General features: G+C 36.9%; 13 protein-coding genes. 7 read left to right on the top strand and 6 right to left on the bottom strand.

The features are described 5' to 3' along the window. Position 1 precedes the first annotated feature (1 nt). On the bottom strand, positions 2-2,959 hold the full coding sequence (locus tag ABJ955_RS06620) for a SusC/RagA family TonB-linked outer membrane protein (RefSeq protein ID WP_347373808.1): 2,958 nt from the start codon (positions 2,957-2,959) through the stop codon (positions 2-4). Between the two features lie 679 nt (positions 2,960-3,638). Here ABJ955_RS06620 and aspS point away from each other — a divergent pair. The 4 genes from aspS to ABJ955_RS06600 all read left to right on the top strand — a co-directional run bounded on the left by aspS (position 3,639) and on the right by ABJ955_RS06600 (position 7,793). Further along, entirely contained in the window at positions 3,639-5,393 is a 1,755-nt protein-coding gene (aspS, locus tag ABJ955_RS06615) for an aspartate--tRNA ligase (protein ID WP_347373807.1), read from the top strand. 43 nt (positions 5,394-5,436) lie between these two features. Next, positions 5,437-7,233, top strand: coding sequence for a chloride channel protein (locus ABJ955_RS06610; RefSeq protein WP_347373806.1), 1,797 nt, complete (start codon positions 5,437-5,439; stop codon positions 7,231-7,233). Between the two features lie 20 nt (positions 7,234-7,253). Next, positions 7,254-7,499, top strand: a complete 246-nt coding sequence (locus tag ABJ955_RS06605) for a hypothetical protein (RefSeq protein WP_347373805.1) — start codon at positions 7,254-7,256, stop codon at positions 7,497-7,499. Between the two features lie 96 nt (positions 7,500-7,595). Beyond that, a complete protein-coding gene (locus tag ABJ955_RS06600) occupies positions 7,596-7,793 on the top strand; it encodes a cold-shock protein (protein ID WP_068761380.1) in 198 nt (65 codons plus the stop codon). A gap of 52 nt (positions 7,794-7,845) precedes the next feature. On the opposite strand, the gene ABJ955_RS06595 is transcribed toward ABJ955_RS06600, so the two are convergent. Next, positions 7,846-8,295, bottom strand: a complete 450-nt coding sequence (locus ABJ955_RS06595) for a nucleoside deaminase (RefSeq protein WP_347373804.1) — start codon at positions 8,293-8,295, stop codon at positions 7,846-7,848. Positions 8,296-8,329: 34 nt separating this feature from the next. After that, a complete protein-coding gene (locus ABJ955_RS06590) occupies positions 8,330-8,707 on the bottom strand; it encodes a four helix bundle protein (protein ID WP_347373803.1) in 378 nt (125 codons plus the stop codon). A gap of 83 nt (positions 8,708-8,790) precedes the next feature. On the opposite strand from ABJ955_RS06590, the gene ABJ955_RS06585 reads away from it, so the two are divergent. Beyond that, positions 8,791-10,569 (top strand): 1-deoxy-D-xylulose-5-phosphate synthase, encoded by a 1,779-nt coding sequence (locus ABJ955_RS06585; RefSeq protein ID WP_347374372.1) that lies wholly within the window; start codon positions 8,791-8,793, stop codon positions 10,567-10,569. 52 nt (positions 10,570-10,621) lie between these two features. Here ABJ955_RS06585 and ABJ955_RS06580 read toward each other — a convergent pair whose 3' ends face one another. Beyond that, entirely contained in the window at positions 10,622-13,222 is a 2,601-nt protein-coding gene (locus ABJ955_RS06580) for a T9SS-dependent M36 family metallopeptidase (RefSeq protein WP_347373802.1), read from the bottom strand. A gap of 172 nt (positions 13,223-13,394) precedes the next feature. Continuing rightward, positions 13,395-14,723, bottom strand: a complete 1,329-nt coding sequence (locus ABJ955_RS06575) for a deoxyguanosinetriphosphate triphosphohydrolase (protein WP_347374371.1) — start codon at positions 14,721-14,723, stop codon at positions 13,395-13,397. A gap of 175 nt (positions 14,724-14,898) precedes the next feature. Between ABJ955_RS06575 and ABJ955_RS06570 the strand changes: the two genes are divergently transcribed. Together ABJ955_RS06570 and ABJ955_RS06565 are read left to right on the top strand one after the other, a co-directional pair. After that, the gene (locus tag ABJ955_RS06570; protein ID WP_347373801.1) at positions 14,899-17,673 is read left to right on the top strand and encodes an outer membrane beta-barrel protein; all 2,775 of its coding nucleotides are present in this window, start codon (positions 14,899-14,901) and stop codon (positions 17,671-17,673) included. 32 nt (positions 17,674-17,705) lie between these two features. Further along, positions 17,706-19,628: a hypothetical protein gene (locus ABJ955_RS06565; protein ID WP_347373800.1), complete on the top strand. Its 1,923-nt coding sequence runs from the start codon at positions 17,706-17,708 to the stop codon at positions 19,626-19,628. Between the two features lie 80 nt (positions 19,629-19,708). On the opposite strand, the gene ABJ955_RS06560 is transcribed toward ABJ955_RS06565, so the two are convergent. Beyond that, positions 19,709-20,074 (bottom strand): nicotinic acid mononucleotide adenyltransferase, encoded by a 366-nt coding sequence (locus ABJ955_RS06560; protein WP_347373799.1) that lies wholly within the window; start codon positions 20,072-20,074, stop codon positions 19,709-19,711. Between the last annotated feature and the right edge of the window lie 368 nt (positions 20,075-20,442).

The raw sequence follows: 20,442 nt of genomic DNA, 5'->3' as shown, positions 1-20,442 counted from the left end.
TTTAAAAATTAACTGCCACATTAAATAAAAACCTTTTGGACGAAGGGAATGGTAGTACATCTACACCTGTAAAAATGGAGCCTCCACCAAAATTAGACACTTCGGGATCGTAACTGTTGTAGTCAAATATGTTAATGACATTTGTTCCGGAAAACCCAAGTTTAATAGTCTCTATTCTACCGCCCAGCAAGCCTGTTAAGTTTTTCTTTTGTATGGTATAATACAAGCCAATTTCTCGTAAACGCACATAGGAAGCATCTTCTGTATGTACATCTGCATTACCAGCTGGTCTGTATTTTCCGTTTACAATAAGCCCCTCTGGGTCTACGGTTAAATCGTCAAAATCATGGCTTGTCTGGTTAAGGTCTGTAAGTAAGGTAGTGAGGTTAATATTTTGGCCTCCGTTTTTCCATTGCCACAACATAGACAGCTCTAGGTTTTTATATTTTAAGCTGTTATTAAATGCCATCTGAAAATCTGGTTCGGCATCGCCCACCACTTGCAATTCGCCATCAAAACTTCCAACAATTTGCGTGGCGCTTTGACCTTCTTCAATTCTAAAAGTCCCCAAACCTGCGCCAAAAGCTCCTAAATTGAAAGCTGGAACTCTAAGTTCGGTAATTTCTGAAGTATTCTTAAAGAAATTGATTCCAAGATCCCACTGAAAATTACGTGTAGCAATAGGTGTTGTATTTAATCCTAGCTCAATACCTCTATTCTCTAGGCTTCCTGCATTTACATATTGGGTAGTATATCCTGTTGATGGTTCTAAATTAGCTTGAAGTATTAAATCGTCTATTGTTTTTATATAATAGGTTGCTGAAAGACTTATTCTGCCATTAAAAAAGCCAATATCCGCACCAAATTCTAGTTCTTTTTGACGTTCAGACTTTAAATTTGCATCACCACGAACCCCTATTAAACTAATTCCTAAGATACCATCTGTTGAAAATGCGTTATAGGAAGTAAACAAAGCCCCGAAAGGCGGGAAATTTCCAGCCTCCCCGTACGCCGCCCGAAGTTTAAATTGACTCCAAGCAGCAGTTTCTTTCCAAAAACCAAATTCAGTAAGGTTTACCGCTAATGAAGCTTTCGGGTAGTAAAACAACTTATTAGCATCTCCATTATTTGAAGATTTATCGCCACGCACACCAATAGTAGCTATTAGCATGTCCTTAAAGTTAATCTCTTCCTGTACAAAGAAACCCGCGTCTTCTTGTTTAAGCCTTGTTTGGTTTACACCCGTATTACTTGCTTGGTCTACATTGGTGCCTGAAGCAACCAATCCTGTAGCAGTAAGCAACTCTGTATTTTGATCAAAATATTCCCGCGTTAAACCAGCTTGGGTTCTAAAGTTAATAGTACTTCCTGTGTAAAAATTATGTACTAAAAACGCTGAAAGGTTGTAGTTTTTATTTTGAGTTTCTCCTTGAACAGAAACACCATTTAGCCCCCCGTTAGCTATTTTCTGAAATTGTAATTCCTTTGGAAAAAACGCGCGTGATTTCTGTCCGTAAAAATCGAGTCCGCCACGTAAAATCAATTCAAGGTTTGAACTTTCAGCCCTATAAATATCAAGATTTGCAGATCCCCCCATAATAATCCGATCTACTCTTTCATTGTTTTTAACCATATCCCGTGTCTGTAATGGGTTTGAGCTGTTATTAGGATGGTCTGGATAAATCCCGTTTTCATCAGGGAAAAGTTGATCCCATGGTCGGGTCGTTGTTAATGCAATTCCTATGGTCGTCCCACTATTATCATTATTAAAGAACCCCCTATCTGAAGAGGAATGTATATAATTTGAACTTAAAGAGAACTTTAAAAAATCTTCCGGCTGATGGTCTAAGTTTAAACGCAACGATGTTTTTTTATACCCTGTATTTCTTACAATTCCATCTTCATCATTATGGGTTACACCAGCAAAAAATTTAGACTTTTCACTACCGCCACTCATACTAAAATTGGTAATGGTTATAATTCCGTGTTCGCCATAAATTTCTTTTTCATAATCTACAAGGGTGCCAGCATTTCTAGCGGCAATGAAAGCTGCTAAATCGGCTTCCCCAAAACTATCTAACACACGTTCTTCAGTATAATCGCGCATTCCCAGGAGGTTTATAGCTTGGTTCCAACCTGTAGATTGCGAAAATCTAAATTGTGTTTTCCCAGCTTTTCCACGTTTTGTTGTAATAAGAACAACTCCAGCCGCCGCTCGCGAACCATAAATTGCCGCCGCAGAAGCCCCTTTTAATATCTCTATATTTGCAATATCGTCTGGGTTAAGATCTGCAATACGATTGGTGGGGTTGTCTTGATTGGAAGCACTACCGCCTTGTGCCGCTGCAGAAACGGTGTTCAAACCAGCTGCAATAGAGGAGTTATCTACATAAACCCCATCAATAATATAAAGTGGTTGTGTATTTCCTTGAATAGAAGTAGCACCTCGCAACTTTACAGAAAGTCCTCCACCTGGGGCTCCTGAATTTGCATTAATAATTGCCCCGGCAAATTTTCCATAAAGCGCTCCATCAAGTGTAGAAGGAGGCGTTCGCCCTGTAAGCTCATCTGCAGAAATAGACGCCACTGCATTGGCAGAGTTAGATCGTTTTACGGATGTTGCCAAACCAGTAACCACTACCTCATCTAATGTCTGAGCAGATTCTGCAAGGGTAATGGCAATTGCATTTGGTGTTGATGCAGTAAATTCCTGCGTTTCAAAACCAATAGATGAAAACACTAAAGTTGCTGGTAATTCAGCCACCTTAATAGTAAAATTTCCATCGACATCTGTTGTGGTTCCATTTGCTGTTCCTTTTTCAATAACGTTTACAAAAGGAACTGTCGCATTATTTTCGTCTATCACTTTTCCAGATAATGGTGCTTGCGCAACCATAAAACAAGGAAAAAGGAAAACTAATAATAAAAGCTTCCTAATATCAGGTTTGTTTTGTTTCATAGGTTTGAAGTTTTAGTTATTGCCCTAAAATAATGTTAATTTATTAATGATAATGTATTGTTTGTCAATTTTATGATAATTATTTTTACAAAAACCTCTTAAATTTTGTAGGAAATTTAAAAAATAAATACGATGTGATTTGAAGTTAAAAAAATGAAACAGTAAGTATATTTATGAAACTATTCTTAGTATTCACACCAATTAAACTATCTAAAAAAAGGTGTTTTAAGCAGCATTTTTATATGTAAGAATTCTAACTTAATAGTATATAACTATTCTGCCGCCTGTAGGTGAAAAATTAAAGTCTCGTATTAAGGGCAAGTGTATTTCAAAAACCACCCGTGCACACGTACTACATAAAAACACCAAGAGATTTGCGTTACCAAAAAAGAAATAGCCTGCAGTGCCGCACATCTATGAGCGCCTTTGGTCGCCATTCAATACAGCATTTAAGAACCTTGTCGCAGCGCACCTGCATCAGTTGTCATGAATGCCCCCGTAAAGACCCGCAAAAACGACCACATAGCACAACTTGAGAAAGATGTAAAAATAGTGGTCCGTGAACGTGATTTGCTTTTAAACATTCTGACACAAAAAAGCGAATAATAATCCGCTCAAAATCACTCGCATTCACTTAATACTTATTAAATTTGCCCTCTCAATTTTTTTTCAGAATAAAATGTATAGAACACACAACAACGGTCAACTCCGCACCGCAGATATAAATAAGGAGGTAACCCTTTCAGGATGGGTCCAAAAAACACGAGATAAAGGTTTTATGGTTTGGCTAGATCTTCGTGATCGCTACGGCATTACCCAACTTATATTTGACGAGGAAAGAACACCTAAAGAAGTTATGGATAAAGCCTCTAAACTGGGGCGCGAGTTCGTAATACAAGTGAAAGGAACTGTAATTGAGCGTGAATCCAAAAACCCAAACATGCCTACTGGCGATGTGGAAATTTTGGTTTCTGAATTAACTATTTTAAATGAATCGCAGACCCCACCTTTCACTATAGAAGATGAAACCGATGGTGGCGAAGATTTACGTATGAAATATCGATACCTCGATATTCGTAGAAAACCAGTTCGCGACAACCTTATTTTCCGCCATAAAGTTGCAATTGCTGTTAGAAATTATTTGTCTAACGATGGTTTTGTAGAAGTTGAAACACCATATTTAATTAAGTCTACGCCCGAAGGTGCACGCGATTTTGTGGTGCCTTCTAGAATGAATGAAGGGCAATTTTACGCCCTGCCGCAGAGTCCGCAAACATTTAAACAATTATTGATGGTAGGAGGGCTCGATAAATATTTTCAAATTGTAAAATGTTTCCGCGATGAAGATTTGCGCGCAGACCGTCAGCCTGAGTTTACACAGATAGATTGTGAAATGGCTTTCGTAGAACAGGAAGATATTCTAAATGCATTTGAAGGCTTAACAAGACATTTATTAAAAGAAATTAATGGCGTAGCCGTAGCTGAATTTCCAAGAATGACCTACGACGAGGCTATGGCAACATACGGAAACGACAAGCCTGACATTCGCTTCGGAATGGAGTTTGGCGAATTAAATGACGTTTCACAACACAAAGAATTCAACGTTTTTAACCAAGCTGAATTGGTTGTAGGAATCGCTGTTCCTGGCGGAAATAACTTCACCAGAAAAGAAATTGACACTTTAATCGATTGGCTTAAACGTCCACAAATAGGTGCCTTAGGAATGGTTTATGTTCGTTGTAATGAAGATGGCACTTACAAATCTTCCGTAGACAAGTTTTACGACCAAGAAGATTTAGCAAAGTGGGCAGCAACTACAGGCGCAAAACCTGGCGATTTAATTTGTGTGCTTTCTGGAGCAAAAAATAAAGTAAGAACACAACTTAGTGCATTGCGTATGCATTTGGCAGAACAACTCGGACTTAGAAAAAATACGGAATTTGCCCCACTTTGGGTAATCGATTTCCCGCTCTTAGAATGGGATGAGGAAACCGAGCGTTACCACGCCATGCACCATCCATTTACCTCTCCAAAACCTGGACAATTGGAACTTTTAGCTACCAATCCTGGCGAAGTAAAAGCAAACGCATATGATTTGGTTTTAAACGGAAATGAAATTGGTGGCGGCTCCATCCGTATTCACGATAAAAAAACACAAGCCTTAATGTTTGATTATTTAGGTTTTACTCCTGAAGAAGCAAAAGCGCAGTTTGGCTTTTTAATGGATGCTTTTCAATACGGTGCGCCTCCTCATGGTGGGATTGCCTTTGGCTTGGATAGATTGGTAGCCATTCTAGGCGGGCAAGAAACCATTCGTGATTTTATTGCGTTCCCAAAAAACAATTCGGGGCGCGATGTTATGATTGATGCGCCTGCCGCCATCGACCAAAAACAATTGGAAGAACTTCATTTAAAAGTTGAAATAAAATCTTAAGATAAAAATCCTGCATAAGCAGGATTTTTTATTAGCTTTAAGGATGCCTACACAAAAAAGAACATTACTCACTCGGTTTCTCATTTGGAGGATTAAACACATCTCCCAAACTCAGTTTGTGTATTTAATCAGTATTGTTGTTGGGTTTTTGGCTGGAGTTGGCGCTGTAATTCTTAAAAACCTCACCCACTTTATCCAACATATGCTGGAAGGTAATTTAATTAAAATTTATCACGCAGCTTTCTATTTTGTGTTTCCAATACTGGGGCTGACCATTGTTTACTTCGTAATTAAATATATAATTAGGAATAAAGTAAGCCATGGCATCCCTTCTACTTTGTTTGCTATTTCTAAAAAGAAAGGCTTTATAAAACGCTACCAAATGCTAGGAAGCATTTTAACAGCCCCACTAACTGTCGGCTTTGGTGGTTCCGTAGGACTGGAAGGTCCAACCGTGGCTACTGGCGCCGCATTAAGTTCTAATCTATCAAGATTACTTCATTTAAATCAAGCAAATAGAACCCTATTAATTGGTTGTGCCGCCGCAGGGGCAATGGCCTCCATTTTTAAAGCACCCATCGCAGCGCTAATTTTTGCGATTGAAGTCTTTAGCTTAGACCTTACCCTAGCTTCCATGCTTCCACTTTTATTGGCTTCCATTTCAGGAATTTTAACGTCTTATTTTTTCTTTGGAAATGATGTTCTATTACCTTTTAAAAATACAGATGCTTTCTTGCTTAGCGACGTCCCCTTTTTTATGATTTTGGGAGTCGTTGCAGGCTTTACTTCTGTTTACTTTACTAAAGTCTATGCTTTTTTTCAAGCGTTTTTCGAAAAAATAAATTCCCCCGCAAAACGATTGCTTATTGGCGGTATTGGCCTCGGAGTGCTTGTCTATTTTATTCCGCCTCTTTACGGGGAAGGTTTCGATGTGATAAATAATTTGGTAAAGGGAAATCCAGAAATTGCACTACAGAACAATATTTTTAATTTAGAACTCACTAATATTTGGATTGTTATAGCCTTATTATCAGGCCTAGTTCTCTTCAAAATTATTGCAAGCGCACTTACTTTTGGCGCGGGTGGTGTAGGTGGTATTTTTGCCCCTGTCCTTTTTATGGGAAGTATTATGGGGAATGTCGTTGCAAAGATTTTAAATAATTGCGGGCTTTTTCCTAATGGGGTTTCAGAAAGTAATTTTACACTTGTAGGAATGACAGGCTTAATGGCTGGAGTACTTTACGCTCCCTTAACTGCAATATTCTTAATTGCGGAAGTTACGGGTGGCTATGAACTTTTTATCCCTTTAATGATTACGGCTGCAATCGCTTTTTCTATCACCAAATATTTTATTCCCCATTCCGTGTACGCAATGGAATTGGGCAAAAAAGGGGATTTAATTACGCATAATAAAGATCATGCGGTACTTACTTTAATGGATATCCAAACGGTAATAGAACGTGATTTTGTAGCTATTTATCCAGACATGAATTTGGGCGAAATAGTACATCAAGCCGTAGTAAAATCAAAACGAAACTTGTTTCCTGTGCTCGATAAAGAAACCAATTCCCTTAAAGGAATCATCCTATTAGATGATTTACGCCCTGTAATGTTCGATCAAACACTTTATGACGAACTAAAAGCCAGCGAACTAATGAATAGCCCTCCAGATGTAATTAATCTTGCCGATGATAAAATGACCGATGTAATGAAAAAATTTCAAAATACTGGTGCTTGGAATCTCCCAGTAATAAACAATGGTGCGTATTATGGGTTTGTTTCAAAGTCGAAATTACTAACCGCCTATAGAAGAAAACTGATTGATTTTTCAGGCAAATAATCTAAAAATTACACCTTAAAATGAAATACTTTATCATCATATTATTCATTGTTGTACTCCTAAGCTTGGGATGTGGTTTTTACCTAAAACCTATAGATGAAACCACTGGAAATTTAATTATCGGCCTTAGCCTAATGGCTGGTTTTTTTGTGTTAATGCCAAGTTTTATCTACCATCGATGGAAAAATAAAAGCGTAAAAGACTATATGCTTACGAAAGAAAATATTCAGAAAATGCAAGAGTATCAAAGAGATAAAAAGACCTAAGCAGCGGTTAGCATCCAAAAATTTTAAAATTCGTTAATACTGAGTTTCAGAATTATTATACATTTGTAGCTTATTATTAATTTATTTTTATTTAAAATGGAAGGAACTGTAAAATTTTTTAACGAATCTAAAGGTTTTGGCTTTATCACCAATGACGAAACCGGAAAAGACATTTTTGTACACGTAACCGGTTTAAACGGGGAAGCGCTAAACGAAGGCGATAAAGTAGAATATGTTGAAGAAGAAGGAAGAAAAGGACGTGTTGCGGCTCAAGTTCGCGTTATTCACGACTAAAAATATATACTTACAAACAGACACCAAAGCCTTTCGTTTTACGAAGGGCTTTTTAGTTTAAATTTCTTTTTTCAATAAAAAAACGCTTTAGCAATTGAGAAGCTTCTTCTTCCATTATCCCACCAGTCATAACCGTTTTAGGGTGCAACTTTGTATCCATTGCAATACAACCTCGCTGTTCATCTCTCGCCCCATATACAATTTTTGAAATCTGACTCCAAAACAATGCTCCTGCACACATTTGGCAAGGTTCAATCGTTACATAAAGTGTACAATCTATTAAATATTTTCCACCCAAATAATTTGCAGCGGCAGTTATCGCCTGCATTTCAGCATGAGCAGTAACATCGTTTAGCGTTTCGGTAAGATTGTGGGCCCGTGCAATAATTTGATTGTTTATGGTTATAATTGCCCCAATTGGGATTTCGCCTTTTTCATAAGCCGCTTCCGCCTCTTGGAAGGCGCGTTTCATAAAGTAGGTATCGTCGTAAGGATTTATCAAGAGATAATGTTTAGAAAGTTTAGAGGTTGAAAATTTAGAAATTAAACCTAGACATTTTTATTTGAAATTTAAAAAGACCATCAAGCATCAAAGTGATTTTAGAAATTGATTTTCGAATAAGCAAATATTTTTCTTTAGAAAGAAATCCCAAATTATTTGAAAGCATCGCTTGATTGAGTGATTCTAAAGCTGAACTGTATGCAATTTCAGGAAACCTTGCTTTATCATTATAAGAATGTCGACTCCTTCCTTCAGCAATATATGAAGAAATGGATATCACCGCCCGTCTCATTTGACTAATTAACCCAAATTTTTCTTCCGAAGAAAAACTTTTTGTTTCTTTATATACAAACACAGAAAGTTCTCTTGTCTTTTGCCAAACCTGTAATGTTTCAAATCCAACTATTCTCATGGTTTTCTATATTTAAACTAAACATACAAACTTCTCAACCTCCTCAACCCAAATATACAATTTTGATAACCTATCTTTGCCTGGTGCCAGAAAATATTTTAAATACCATCAAATTCCCAGAAGACCTTCGGAAAATTCCAAAGGAAAAATTGCCGCAATTGGCACAGGAGCTTCGTGAATTTATTATAACTATTGTCGCTACAAAAGAAGGACATTTAGGCGCTAGTCTTGGGGTTGTGGAACTTACAATTGCATTACACTACATTTTTAATACCCCAGAAGACATTTTAGTTTGGGATGTTGGCCACCAAGCGTATGGGCATAAAATAATAACCGGGAGAAAAGAAATTTTTCACACCAACAGGCAGTTGGGCGGTATTAGTGGTTTTCCAAAGCGAAGTGAAAGTAGCTATGATACTTTTGGTGTAGGGCACAGTAGTACCGCTATTTCAGCAGCACTCGGAATGGCTTTTGCTTCAAAATTAAAAGGCGAAATTAACAAACAACATATAGCAATAGTAGGAGATGCCTCTATTGCCAGCGGCATGGCGTTTGAAGCTCTAAACCATGCTGGTGTCACTGACACCAACCTATTGGTTATTCTAAACGATAATGCTATTGGAATTGACCCAAGTGTTGGTGCATTAAAAAATTATTTTACAAAAGTTAAATTGGACGGCGCCAAAGAATCGGACAATATATTTGAAGCTTTAAATTTTAAGTATTCAGGTCCCATTGACGGGCACGATTTGAATTTGTTAACTTCAGAATTAGAGCGATTAAAAAACATTTCTGGACCGAAATTGCTTCATATAATTACGAAAAAAGGAAAAGGGTTGCGGCAGGCAGAAGAAAACCAAGTTGTTTATCACGCTCCCGGAAAATTTGATGCACTTACTGGAAATCTTGCACCAAAAAGTACTGCTGTGCAAGCCCCAAAATTTCAAGATGTTTTTGGGAAAACCTTAGTTGAACTTGCTTTAAAAAATGAAAAAATTATCGGCATCACTCCCGCAATGCCAACTGGAAGCTCCTTAAAATTTATGATGGAGGCTTTTCCAGAACGTGCTTTTGATGTTGGAATTGCGGAACAACATGCAGTAACCTTTTCTGCAGGCTTAGCCACACAAGGATTTACGGTTTTTTGTAATATCTACTCAACTTTTTTGCAGCGAGCTTACGATCAGGTAATTCACGATGTTTGCTTACAAAAAATACCTGTAATATTTTGTTTGGATCGCGCTGGAATAGTAGGTGAAGACGGTCCTACACATCATGGTATTTTTGATTTGGCATATTTAAACTGTATTCCAAACCTCATCATTTTTGCACCACGAAACGAAGTTGAATTACGAAATATATTATTTACAGCGCAACAGGGATTGGACTTACCCATCTTTATACGCTATCCACGCGGTAGAGGAACAATTATAGATTGGCAAAAGCCATTTAGTAATATTGAAATCGGAAAAGCGAAGACCCTAAAAGAAGGTGTAGAAATTGCGGTTTTAACTCTAGGAACCATGGCAGAAAATTCGCTTAAAGCGATTGAAAAACTTCCACTTTCAGAACAGCACAAAATTGGCCTGATTGATATTCGCTTTTTAAAACCTATAGATGAAGTTATGCTTCACCAGGTTTTTAAAAAATACAATACGATTCTCACGGTTGAAGAAGGCACTATTATTGGTGGGTTAGGAACCACTGTTGCTGCATTTGCTACTGAGCATGCGTATAAAAATGCAATTGAAATTTTAGGCATCCCAGATGTTTTTTGCGAACAAGGTACCATCAAAGAATTGCAGGAAGCTGCAGGTATTTCTTCCGAAAGAATAAAAGAAACTATTCAAAAGTATTTATAAAAAAAAGAGGCTCATATGGAGCCTCTTTTAAATTATATTAATCTAAACTACTTTAGTTGATGATCAACTTTGTAGTTTGAGAAGTACTAGCGCCATCAATCTGCATCAAGTAAATACCCGAGTTTAAACCAGAGGCATTAATTGTTGCATTTTGGCTAAGTTCTAATGTTTGATTGAAAACTTTTCTACCATTCATATCAAAAATAGAAATTGTAGCTTCACCAACATCAACTCTAGCTTTAATGTTAAGCTCTCCATTTGAAGGGTTAGGATACACAATGAAGTTATTTTTAAGTCCTTCATTATCAGAAACACCTAATTCACAACCTACAGGAATATCAAAAGCTTCAGTACCATCAGCTTTGCTTGCAGTGCTTCCTTGATTAGCACTTACACCAAGACCACGCTTAGCGAAAGCTCTCCAGATAAGACATCTGTTAGCACCGCCATTAGCAAGTTCATCGGCTTCAAGAATAGCATCACGGCCATCTACAAATCCAGGGCTACACGCTTGTAATTTAAGTCCGTCCATTACAAGTTGTAAAGCGATGTTATTTCCACCGTTTCCACCTTTAATATCTGGATCAAAACCATATTGGTCTATTAAATCCCAAGTTAAATCCCAAAGCATTGTTGTCCAAACAGACCCTACACCGTGTGGCGCAACTTGAGATTTGATACTGTTATATGTAAAGTTATTTACTGCAAAATCAGTGTGGTAGTATTTAGTTCTAATACCTTTTCCACCTGGCCCTTGTCCTTTATCGTACGTTGCTATTCCACGGTAATCATCTCTTGCGTCACCAGCTTTCATAGTTAGCATTAAACCGAAGTAATCACTCCAGCCCTCACCCATTTGTTCTTGGTTTTGAAGACATCCTGCTTGAGAAGCTCCACCAGTTAAGCGGTTAGAAATACCATGACCATATTCGTGTGCTATAACTACGTTATCAAGATCACCATCTCTTCGGAAGTTATCAGTTCCTGAACCATCATCACGTAAAGTAGCATTAATAGAATCTCCATTAAGAAGAGAAGCTATAATATCATTTCCGTCAGATTCGTAAATCATAATAGCAGGAATGGTAATTGATGATCCGTTTCCTCCCATTACAAGGGGATCTGCAGAAATATTATTCACAATTACTACTGCTAATGCCCCAGCATCTTGTGCAGCTGCAACTTTAACGTTATAGCTACAAACACCATTTCTAATTACTACAATTTTTCCACTTAAGTCGCCCGCGTTTGTAATAGTATCACAACCATCGTTAGCATCTGTAGAAGGTCCTGAGTTATCATCTTCAATAACTACAAGGTCTGCCGTAATTGCAGTAGTAGGTACTGGTGGTGCAAAATTAGAGTCCATCCCGTAGTATTGACCAGCCAAAGCTCCAGTATTTAATGTGAGATAAGTACCTAAAACATTTCCAGGAGGAGACCATAAATACATTTGCATTTTTCCAGCTCCACCATCAGCAGGTGTAGCAAAGTTAGCGTTATCTAAACCACTTCCATCTTGAGCTTCCGCTAAAACGAAGTCATTTCCGTTACCACCATTACCATAATTGTTTCTTTGAAAGTTTCCACTTTGTTCATCAAAACCATAGTGATACATAATATCGTGTATCATATTGTTCATATAAAACAAGTTGGTAATTGAACCATCTATGAAAGTTGCTGGGTTTGAAGGAAGGTTAAAAGGAAAATCGAAAGTAAGTGTTGCGCCACCTTCTGCAGGTGCACCAACCCCATTATTTCCGTTTTGATCTTCTACTGCCCATACATTATTACCACGAGATATAGTAAACTCTGCCCCGGCAACACCATCATAATCATGCCATCCGAAAGGAGAAGCAACTGGGTCTGATGGGTCAGAAACCAATTGGTCTGGCCCTTCGTTAGGCCCAATTAAAGGCAATGGGAACACACGGTATGATGATCCATCACCAAGTATTGTAGCATTACTGCTACTGTGATACTTAGCGAAAAGTACACTTTCTGTGTCATGAGAGTGTGAACCATCACCGAAGTTACAGCTTACTACCCAATCATGAGTGCTTAATAATTCCCCTGTAAGCGCATCTATACGCACACTATAATAATGAGAAGAATCTAAAAGGTAGATGCTTAAATCCCATGCTAATTTTAGAGCATTTGAATCTTCCATTTTTTGGTATACTAATTCAACAGGAATGTTTTCTTGTGAAATATTCCCATTAGAAAAAACATAGCTATTATCAGATACTGTTTCAATTAAATTAAGACCTGATGGGCTCTGTAATCCAAGAAAATTTGCTGCTTTAGCTATTGCGTTTACAGCAGATATAGAAGGTGAAGTACTATTTACCTTTGCCGCAGTGTTTTCAGTAAATGAAACTTTTGCGTTTAGTACTGCGCCGTCTTTTATTACGAAGGGAGAAGATGAGTTGAATATTTTAATGCCTTGGTAACGTTGTTCAACATAAACGTTATGTACTCCCATACTTTTTGAAGCAGTTTGAGAGGCAATCGAAATATCTGCCACATCTTGCTGTTGCAATGAGAACTGCGATTTGTTTTGTTGTAAATACGATTTTATCACATTGCTATAATCCTGCGCAAAGGCAGTATTTACAGCAAAAAAGATAAGTAAGTAAAAAATTTTTTTCATAGGGCTTTAAATTGGTTAAAAAATGAATAAATAGGTGCGAAATACTACTTCAAAAAAGTTTGATTTTATAATATTTCAAAAAAAATAAGTGATAAAAATATCATAAAATTAAAGATTAATTGCTTTTAACTTAAGTTTTAACACTTTTTGACGCAACTCGGACTTGTTTTTTTTATAAATTTCCTTTTATTTTTTGAAATATTTGCAAGGCATTCCCATCTGTTAGTCTTGAAATGTAACTGCAACTTTCCATTAGGTATTCATAGACAGATTGAGATTTATTAAAATCAACATCAAACATTTGCAATAATAATTTATCGTAATGCCTTGTTTCTCCGTTGCTATAGTTTTCAGAGGCCGTTGTAAAAGCGTCTAATAATGTAGTTAATATAGTATAGCCAGCAATCTCCTTCTCCATTACTTCGTTGCTTTGATATACTTTTTGAATACTAATTTTAATAATATCTGCTATTTGTGCTTTGTATTGACTTTTAGCTAACAAGGCCTCGGAAAAAGTTCCATTTAAAATTGCTGCCTCATTTTCAATAAAAATTGTTGCTGCTTCTCCTATTAATGTACTAATTGCTAGTGATCGTAAATATGCCAATCTATTTTTTAGGGTTTTTAGTTTGGAATAGACCTCCGTTTTTAGATTATTTCGCACCAAGTTGATTAAATATTCCAACGCCATCTCTTCTTCAATCAATCCTAGATTGATTCCATCTTCAAAGTCAATTATTGTATAACAAATATCATCAGCAGCTTCCACTAGGAATGCTAGCGGATGGCGCGCATAAGCTGTATTGGTTCTATTTAAAAGCCCCAAATCTGTAACCACTTCCTTAAAAAATGCGGTTTCACTCTGAAAAACACCAAATTTTTTATCGGAAACATGTGAAGTTGGTTTTTTTGGAAGCGACTGTTTTGGATATTTCATAAATGCGCCAAGGGTTGCATAGGTTAATCGCAAGCCACCCTCAACACCGTTTTTAGATTCTGTTAAAATCTTAAAACCATTTGCATTTCCTTCAAAATCCACTAAGTCTTGGTACTCATTATCGGTAAGTTGCTCTTTAAAACGCTTTCCATTTCCATTTAAAAAATAGTCGCCTATAGCTTTTTCGCCACTATGACCAAAGGGCGGATTACCAATATCGTGTGCCAAAGCTGCGGCGGCTACAATAGCTCCAAAATCATTAAAGTGATACCCGTGCACACGCTGTAATTGAGGGTGCTTATTAAGAATTGCTTTCCCAACACTACGCCCTAAAGAACGCCCTACAACAGAAACTTCCAGACTATGGGTGAGCCTTGTGTGCACAAAAGAGGTTTTAGACAAGGGGATAACTTGCGTTTTATCTTGTAGGCTTCTAAAGGCAGACGAAAAAATTACGCGGTCGTAATCTACCTCAAAGCCCAAACGCGTTTCGTTTTCTTCTATTCTAAGTCTTTTGTTTTTATCTCCGTGCTTTCGTAGCGACAGCAACTGTTCCCATTGCATCATAACTGTAAGAATTTTGTAGGCAAGATACTATTTTCAAAAGGCAAACCAATGATAATTTTTAAGTTGTTGGTTAACTTTTAGCTAACTCTAATATCACGAATTGGTAACAGTCAATTAACCTCGACTTTACATAAGCCCAGTTTCTTTGCACAAATAAAATCAAACGACAAAAATGAAACTATTTTCAAAATTATTTTTCTTCTTTATTACCGCAGTAACCGTGGCACAACAAAGCGGTTCTGTTGCAGGAAAACTGACAGACAAAGATTACAACAATGAACCATTACCTTTTGCAAACGTATTTATAAAAGGCACAACAAAAGGGGTAACTTCAGATTTTGATGGGCTTTATTCGCTAGACAATATTGAGCCAGGAACCTATACGATTGTATATAGTTTTGTAGGTTATGAAACTGTTGAAATACCAAATGTTATAGTAGTAGGAGACAAAGTAACTAATATTGATGTACCGATGGGCGCTAGTGCCGCTGCTTTAGATGAAGTTGTAATAAAAACCACTACGCGTAGAGAAAGTGAAGCGGTATTATTACTAGAACAGAAAAAAGCAGTTGCAATTAGAGAAAGTATTGGCTCAGAACAGTTAACAAAACTTGGTGTTTCTGATGCAGCTGGTGCAACTACAAAAATTTCAGGAATATCAAAAACAGACGGAAGCGGCGATGTATTTGTTCGTGGTCTTGGGGATCGATACCTATACACAACCCTAAATGGGCTTCCGATACCTTCAGATAACATAGATAAGAAAAACATAAACCTAAATCTTTTTTCAACGCGTTTGATAGAAAGCATTGATGTTAGCAAAACGACATCACCAGAAATTTCAGCAGATCAGGCGTCTGGAAATATAAACATCAGCACCAAAGAGTTATCAGGAAGCAGTTTATTTTCCGTAAGTGCGAGTAGTTCGGTAAACTCTAATGTTATGAGCGATGGTGTTTCAAGCAATTTTAAAGTTTCGCCAAACTATCAAGATGTATCCTTTGGGTTTTACCAAAAAAGCGTGCCTACCAATCTTGCAATTACAGACCAAAGCTGGAGCCCCGAGCTTGTCGATTTACCAATAAACAGATCGTATTCAATAAGTGCTGGTAAAAGATTTGGAAGCAAATTGAGCGTACTTTTTACCGTTGGTCAGTCTGAAGAATTTGAATATAGAGAAGGTTCTTTTAAACAATATCGTTCTAACTTTTTAGACGATATAATTCCTGATGCAATAACATGGAACAAAGAGGTTGCCACTTCTGGTTTGTTTCACATAAGGCTTAGAGCAGATGATAACAACGACATTAAATTCAACACTTTAGTAATTAATAAAATTGAAGACGAAGTATTTGAAGGTGGCCGCTCTGGTGAAGCTGTTATTTTTGAAGAAACAGATGCAGATGAAGGCTTATCACAATTTGTACGTGACCAAAACCTTAAAAAAACATTGTTATCCGTTACTCAACTTAGCGGTGAACATAATTTAGGTGAGAAAAACGAATTAGAATGGGCTGGTGGTTATAACTTTTTAAGTGCAGACGAGCCAAACCGGATTCGTAACGAAGTTAACTTTAATGAAAACAGTGTGCAATTAGGTCGCACTGGTGGTTTTCAACAACGAAAAAGTGTTCAAAAAATTGAAGACACAGAATACAATGGGCGCCTAAACGATTTGATTAAAATTGTTGATGAAGAAGAAAATCTTTTCCATATAAATATTGGAGGAACCTACCGAAACAAAACTCGTGATTTTGGATCGCAATTTTATGGAGCTGAAGAAACCGTAACAAACGCAATAAATCCAGCGTCTATTGATGAGATTTCAGAAATCTTCACTCAACAAAATTTCAATAATGGTTTATTAAAAACAAATTCACTTTTACCAGATTTTTATACGGGCGATTTACAATCTGTTGCGGGATATGCAAATGTAACGGGAGTTAGAGGCAAAATAACTGTACAAGCTGGCTTAAGATACCAAAGAGATTATATTGATGTAAACTGGGATGTAAACAACTACCCTGGTAGAGAAGGAAATGCAAACAAAGATTACCGTAGAATTTTCCCTTCATTCAATATAAAATACGCGTTAAACGATAAACATAGCATTCGTTTTGCAAATAGCTACACGACTACGCTTCCAGAATTTAAAGAAATAGCCCCATTTGAGTATGTTTCTCCTGTTGGGCAGGTTACACGAGGTAATCCTAACATTGAAGCATCCTTAAACAGAAACTTTGATGTGAAATGGGAATTTTTTCCTTCCCGAGAGCAACTTATATCCCTTACTGGTTTTTATAAACTAATTGAAGACCCAATCAATAAAGTTCAAGATAGAGGCTCTGCAGGGGTTTACTCTTACTTTAATGCTGGAGATGAAGCAGAAGTTTATGGTCTTGAAGTAGAAGGACGTATAAATTTAATTTCAGGAGACGAAAGACCAAATTTAAAATTGAATGTGAATGCTTCAAGAATGTGGCACAAACAAGACTTAAAAGAAATTTATGATGAAACGGGAAGCTTTGTAAGAACTTTTAGATACAAAGGCCTAACTGAAACTGCGCTTCAAGGTGCCTCCGAATGGATTGTAAATGGGGCATTAAATTTTAGCACAAATACCGAAAATCCTTTTCAGGCTACAGTTTCTGGAAACTATGCTTCAGATAAAATCTATGCCTTGGGCGCTCCAGAATTTCAAACTTCAGGAGACATCAATTATAACGATGCTATTGTTGAAAAAGGGTTTGTCTCGTTAGATGTAATTCTTAGTAAGAAAATAACCAAAAATTTCAAAATAGGCCTTACAGCAAAAAACATACTAAACCCAGAAATAAAAAGAACTCAAAATATTAAGCCAAGCACCACAAATATTGAAACGGAAGAAACGGTTCTTTCATATACGCGTGGAGCAAGCTTAGGCCTAAATCTTAACTATACCTTTTAACCAAGAATGTTTAACTTCAATTAAAAATGAAAATGAAAAAATTTAAAAAATTTGCAATCTCAATTGCCGCAGTAAGCACACTTTTTCTAGTAGGATGTGGTAGTGATGATGACTTTACATCAGGAGAAGACGATCCAATAGAAAACACGCAACTTACTGGCGCATTAGAGTCAGACAGAATTTTAGACCCTTCCGTACAGTACACAGTTTCTGGAGCATACCTAGTAAAATCTGGTGCTAAATTAACAATCCCTGCAGGAACCGTAATCGTTTCACAAGTAGGGACAGATAAATACATTGCTGTAGAGCAAGGTGGAAAAATTGATATTCAAGGTACTTCATCAAGCCCTGTAGTAATGCGTTCAGAAAGCAACAATCCAGGAGATTGGGGTGGTTTATTACTTTGTGGAAAAGCAAAAACTACTGAAGGTGTTAATGTAATTGCTGAAGTTGGAGGCCTTATTTATGGCGGAACTGACGATGCAGATAACTCTGGAAGTATTGAGTATTTAATAATTAAAAATGCTGGAGCTCAAATTAATACAGATTCTCAATACAACGGTCTTACGTTGTATTCTGTAGGTTCTGGAACGCATATTTCAAACATAGCTGTATTGGATGGTGCAGATGATGGTGTAGAGTTTTTCGGAGGAACAGTTTCTGCAACAAATCTATATTTTGAAAACAACGAAGATGATTCTGTAGACTGGACTGAAGGCTGGAATGGCACCATCACAAATACCTATGTAAGTCATTCAGCACCATTTTCAACTGCCATTGAAGCTGATGGTGACAATAACAACCCAAAAGTTGTAAACTTTACAGCAGTTTCAACTGTTGGTGGTACTGCACTTCAATTCAAAAAACAATCTGGAGCTACAATCGATGGTCTATCATTGTTAGGATACAATACCCGTATAGACATGAAAGATAACGGGCCGTTGGCAAATGTAATTATTGACGGTGAAGCTGCTGATCCTTCAAAAGGTTATAATGCACCTGCAACGGTAGATTTAGCAATGTTTGCATGGGCTACATCAAACAATTCAGATACTTCAGTACTTCCAAATGCTATAACTGGAACAACGGAACTTGACGCTAGTGTTGTTTACCTTCTTCAAGGAACTACACTTGTAAAATCTGGTGGAAAATTAGTAATTCCTGCAGGAACTATTATTATTTCTGAAACAGGAACTGATAAATACATTGCTGTAGAGCAAGGAGGAGAAATTGAAATAAAAGGTACTAACGACAATCCTGTAGTTATGAAGTCTGCTGGTGGTAATCCTGGAGATTGGGGTGGCCTTTTACTATGTGGTGAAGGTATAACTACTGAAGGAATTGATGCAATTGCTGAAGTTGGTGGCCTTGTTTACGGTGGAAACAACAACAGCGACAGCTCTGGTAGCATCGATTATCTTGTGATTCGCGGTGCTGGGGCACAAATTAATACAGATTCACAATACAATGGCCTTACACTTTACTCAGTAGGTTCGGGAACTCATATTGCGAATGTTGCTGTAATTGATGGCGCTGACGACGGAATTGAATTTTTTGGAGGAGCTGTTTCTGCAACAAACCTTTACTTCGAAAACAACGAAGATGATTCTGTAGACTGGACAGAAGGATGGAATGGTACAATTACAAATACCTACGTAAGCCATTCCGCAGCATTTTCAACTGCTATTGAAGCCGATGGAGATAATAACAATCCTAAAATTGTAAACTTTACTGCAGTTTCAACTGTTGGCGGTACTGCACTTCAGTTTAAAAAACAATCTGGCGCAACCTTTACAAATATATTATTGACAGATTATGCAACCAATGTTGACATGAAAGACAACGGTCCATTGGCTAACGTAATTGTTGATGGCACTCCATTAACAACCCCTCAAGATGATGTATTTAATGGTACAGCAGTAGATATTTCTGGATGGAATTGGATTAGCAAATAATTTTATTTTTTAAAATTCTACATTACAAAAAGAGCCTCTTGATATCAAGAGGCTCTTTTCATTATAATTAAAGATTAAAATTATGGATTGTTAGAAACAACATAGGTATCCGTAAGTTTCCAAGTGGTTACTTTTGCTATTTGAGAGTCGTTATACGATACTTCCCGCTGTGTATTCCCTTGATAAAACAACCAAGTGCCTACTTTTTTTCCGTTATCGTATTGTGCAACGGCAGTTTTGTTTCCATTTTCATCAAAACTAACCCATTCGCCCGTTAATTTATTTTCTTGAGTATAATACCCTGTTTGAGCTATCATCCCATTTTCATGATAAATGGTAGCTTCAATTACATCCCCATCTAAAAAGTAGGTGTTCTTTTTATTGTCTTGTGCTAATGCAACATTAGTTATTAAAACGACAGCTAGAAGTGTGATTATATTTTTCATTTTTATAGCGTATTTTTTGGAAGATGAAATGCCCTAAGTGTACATCTTCGATTATTAAAAATTCTTAGTGGGCATTTTATAAGAATTTGTTTTATTGGAATATTCAAAGTTACGAAATTAACTTTTACGAAACTATTTCGTAACGTTATGATAACATTAAACTTTTAATCTATTGATTTTCAATTATTTAATAGTTGTGAAGTTTATTAAAAAATAACTTAATGATTTAATAAAGCTAATTTTACTCTAATAATACATTCAGGTATTTTCTTTGTAACTGCCTTAAAAAAGGCGAAATTTAAAATCGTTTAGTTTTTGTCGACTAGATTTTAAACTGGGCTGTTCTTTTCCGAGCGGCCCTTTTTTTG

The sequence above is a fragment of the Aequorivita sp. Q41 genome (genome assembly GCF_039831855.1).
Classification (GTDB): domain Bacteria; phylum Bacteroidota; class Bacteroidia; order Flavobacteriales; family Flavobacteriaceae; genus Aequorivita.
The sequence above is the reverse complement of the archived record's forward strand: the minus strand, read 5'-3'. Positions and strand labels throughout refer to the sequence as shown.